General features: G+C 40.1%; 2 protein-coding genes and 1 pseudogene. 2 read left to right on the top strand and 1 reads right to left on the bottom strand.

The features are described 5' to 3' along the window. Window positions 1–116 precede the first annotated feature (116 nt). A pseudogene (locus ACFILZ_RS09415) lies at window positions 117–769 on the bottom strand (type ISP restriction/modification enzyme); the annotation flags it as partial. 430 nt (window positions 770–1,199) lie between these two features. Here ACFILZ_RS09415 and ACFILZ_RS09410 point away from each other — a divergent pair. Both ACFILZ_RS09410 and ACFILZ_RS09405 read left to right on the top strand, forming a co-directional pair. Next, window positions 1,200–2,960: a ShlB/FhaC/HecB family hemolysin secretion/activation protein gene (locus ACFILZ_RS09410; RefSeq protein ID WP_375611004.1), complete on the top strand. Its 1,761-nt coding sequence runs from the start codon at window positions 1,200–1,202 to the stop codon at window positions 2,958–2,960. 91 nt (window positions 2,961–3,051) lie between these two features. After that, window positions 3,052–3,326: hypothetical protein (locus ACFILZ_RS09405; protein WP_375611003.1), on the top strand; the 275-nt coding region annotated here is incomplete at its 3' end.

Here is a 3,326-nt window from a genome sequence, read left to right as displayed (position 1 = left end):
AATAACGCATATTAGGATTGTATCTAATCAACTTAACAAAAGAGGTATAGATTATGGTTATAAGCTCTATACCCCTTGTGAGATTAACATACCCATTATGTGAGCATGCTTTTAAGTTATTCAGTTTCTCTTAATACCAAATTTGGTAAGTTCTTAACGATTTTCATTGTTTCTAAACTTACGGTAGTAACCCTTTGAAACAATTCTAGAGGGTAGGCAGGGTTGCCAACGGTTTCAACAGCATAACGGTTGGCATCATTGACAATACCACTCTTTTTATCAGTCTTTACACACTGACGCCCCATAACCCATTCAAGAGCGGGTTTACCATTGACGATATACTCATAAGCTTACTTAGGGATATCTGTCATGATGATATTGCTATTATAAATAACAGTTGATTTATCTTTCTCTTTACCTGCTTTTGAGAATTCCATTTCAGTCACGTAATAAAACTTTTCGGAATTAGGAATATCAGTTAATTTTGGATTAGCCTTTTTAAAGGTCATAGGATAAGGTTTTACATCTTCATAATTCACGTGCAGATGACCCAATTCACGCCCTGCTGTTACAAATTTCCAAAATCCTTAGCAGTTTTTATATAAGGAAGACGAGGCAATTCTTTAGAGAGGTTATCAGCATAACGAGCACGATAATCTTCCGAATGTAACAATCCATAGACGTAATAGAACAAATCATCTTTAGTGATAGTTTCATTAGGATAAGCAGCTTTAAAATGTGCTAATCCTTCATCAGTTATGGCATTACGCATTTTCTTTTTTTCTTATTTTAGTAAATAAGCGATTGTCATGCTATTTTTCTTATCAAGCGATAATAATGGATAGTTTTTTTGTTGTCTCTAATATGTAACAGTTCCAATAAATTTGGTATATTCTATGAATAAGAGGCTTTACTTGAAGCTCAAAATTATATTACATGCAACACCTTAAAATTAAGAAGCATATTAGAGTGTATGATTGTCATTTAACAGTGTCATTGTAAAATCTTCAAAAGCGGGGGAAATGATATGGTTTGCACAACTAATAAAGCAGGTGTATACAGTACAGTCTATGCTTTTTTCTCAGATGTTATAAGTATTATTCTCATCAAAAAATTAAAAAATTGTTACGCGGTTGGCGATTTTTTCTGTGACGCTGATGATGGGGGTCATTTTGTTGCTCATTTTGAGGGCACAATGAATGCATAGATTTTTTTTCATTTTTGTTTTTGCGGCTATTTTGTGCCTTTTTTCGTTGCCGAGTTTTGCCCAAAACATTCGTGAGAAAGCGATTAATCAATCAGAGAGCATCCAACGACAACAAACGCAACAACAACGTTTTCAGCAATTACACCGTAGAAACGAAACACATGGGGTATTTTTGCCAGACGATGATACCACATCTGCCTATGGTGCTTCGCCTAGTACAACCTGTTTGCTGATCAAAAGCATTGAATTTGTTGGTGCTCAGTTGATTTCTCATACCGACCTTCATGAAGCCATTTCTCTTTGGGAAGGGCGGTGTTTGGGGATTGCCGAAATCAACAAAGTGCTCAAAGCGGTGACCAAGCTTTATATGAAGCGCGGCTATATTGCGGTGCGGGCTTATTTGCCTGAGCAAGATTTAAGCGGCGGTCATCTCAAGATTGTTGTTGTTGAAGGTGTGATGGAAGATATTACCCTTGATGGGCATAAAGTTGGAATGAAATCTCAAGGAGAAATCACCACGGCTTTTCCAAACCTTATTGGAAAACCGACCAATCTGCGCCAGATAGAGCAAGGGCTTGATCAAATCAATCGGCTTTTCTCACGCCAAGCCACCATTAATCTTGGTGCTGGTGGCAATTCGGGTGGTTCGATACTCGATGTTCATATTGAAAAACAGAAACCTTGGCTTATTACGCTTTCCAGCGATAATCTTGGTGCTAAAGCAACAGGAATTTATCAAACGCGCTTGAGCCTTTCTTTTGATGATCTGTTGGGGATCAATGATCAATGGTCGTTTAGCTATCAGCGTTCTATGGATGGTAGTCCGTATCATTTTTCTCACAAGCGTCCCAATAGTGATACTCTAACAGGATCATTTTCTCTACCCTATGGCTATTGGACAACTGGTTTTGATGGGACGTGGAGCCAATATCATTCGAGTGTTAAGGGAATATTTTCCGATATTATGACAGCGGGTAAGTCTTTATCGCTTACACCGTGGATTTCACGGGTTATCGACCGTGATCAAGAGGGAAAGACCTGGGTTACAGGACGGTTGACATGGAAATATTCTGATAATTTTATTATGGGCAGTCGGGTTGATGTTTCCAGCCGTAAACTAGCTATTGCAACCTTTGAGCTTGATCATTCGCGCAAGTGGCTTGGAGGAGAATTAAGCGCGCATATAGGGTTTCATAAAGGGTTGGCAATTCTTGGCGCTTATGACGATAAAGAGCAAGAGAATGTAACAAAAAATTCACCCAAAGGGCAATTTTCCAAATTGTCTTTTTCCCTAGGCTACGTGCGTTCTTTTTCGCTCAAACAGTATAACTTTCGCTATAACACGCTGTTTTCAGGACAATTATCACCCGACACGTTGTTTAGTTCAGAGCAAATATCGCTTGGTGGTAGTTCCTCTGTGCGTGGGGTGCGTGAGGCGATTTATTACGGCAATAATGGGGCGTTTTGGCGCAATGAATTGTCGCTGTTGTTGCCAGGTTTTTCTTCGAGAATGGGGCGTAAATTTATGAGCCAATTTGCCCCTTATATGGCGCTTGATCTGGGGGCCGTAGCCAATGATGCAAACAAAAACAGTTTTGGCGGGAGCCTCGTTGGGGCAACTCTTGGTTTCCATGCAACCGGAGACATTACGGATATTGATGTGTCTTATTCGAATATTTTAACCCAATCGACAGTGCGAGAAAAGGGGAATGCGACAGGGTTATTTCAAGTGCGGGCATTATTAAGATTTTAGAGCAAATGGGCGGTAAAAATATCGCTGCGCTGTTTATACCCATATGGGTTGTTTTTTTTAAAGAGATAAAGAATTTTATGAGGAGCTGAAGATGCGGGGATTGAAAGATCAAAAGCATAGATTGGGATATGGATACAAGCTATGGCAGCGCGTTCTTTGTGTTTTGCAGCGAGGGATCCATAAAGGGCTTTCACTTGTTTTAAGTTTTTGCTTAGCTTTTCAGCCTTTGTTGTTGCAAGCACAAGCGCTTGGAGCGCGAAGTCCTGTTGCACAAGAGAGCCAAGGGATAAAAGCAGCTGATGGGGTTGGCTCTGTTTTCCGCCCCACGGTGGGGAAAGCCGGCAATGATGTGCCGCTGATTGATAT

The sequence above is a fragment of the Bartonella sp. AP40SXNS genome, assembly GCF_042195825.1.
In the GTDB taxonomy this organism is placed as follows: Bacteria; Pseudomonadota; Alphaproteobacteria; order Rhizobiales; family Rhizobiaceae; genus Bartonella.
The sequence above is the reverse complement of the archived record's forward strand: the minus strand, read 5'-3'. Positions and strand labels throughout refer to the sequence as shown.

Coding starts and splice junctions, on each gene's coding strand:
- ACFILZ_RS09410 (WP_375611004.1), top strand. CDS start 1,200: ATGCATAGATTTTTTTTCATTTTTGTTTTTGCGGCTATTTTGTGCCTT.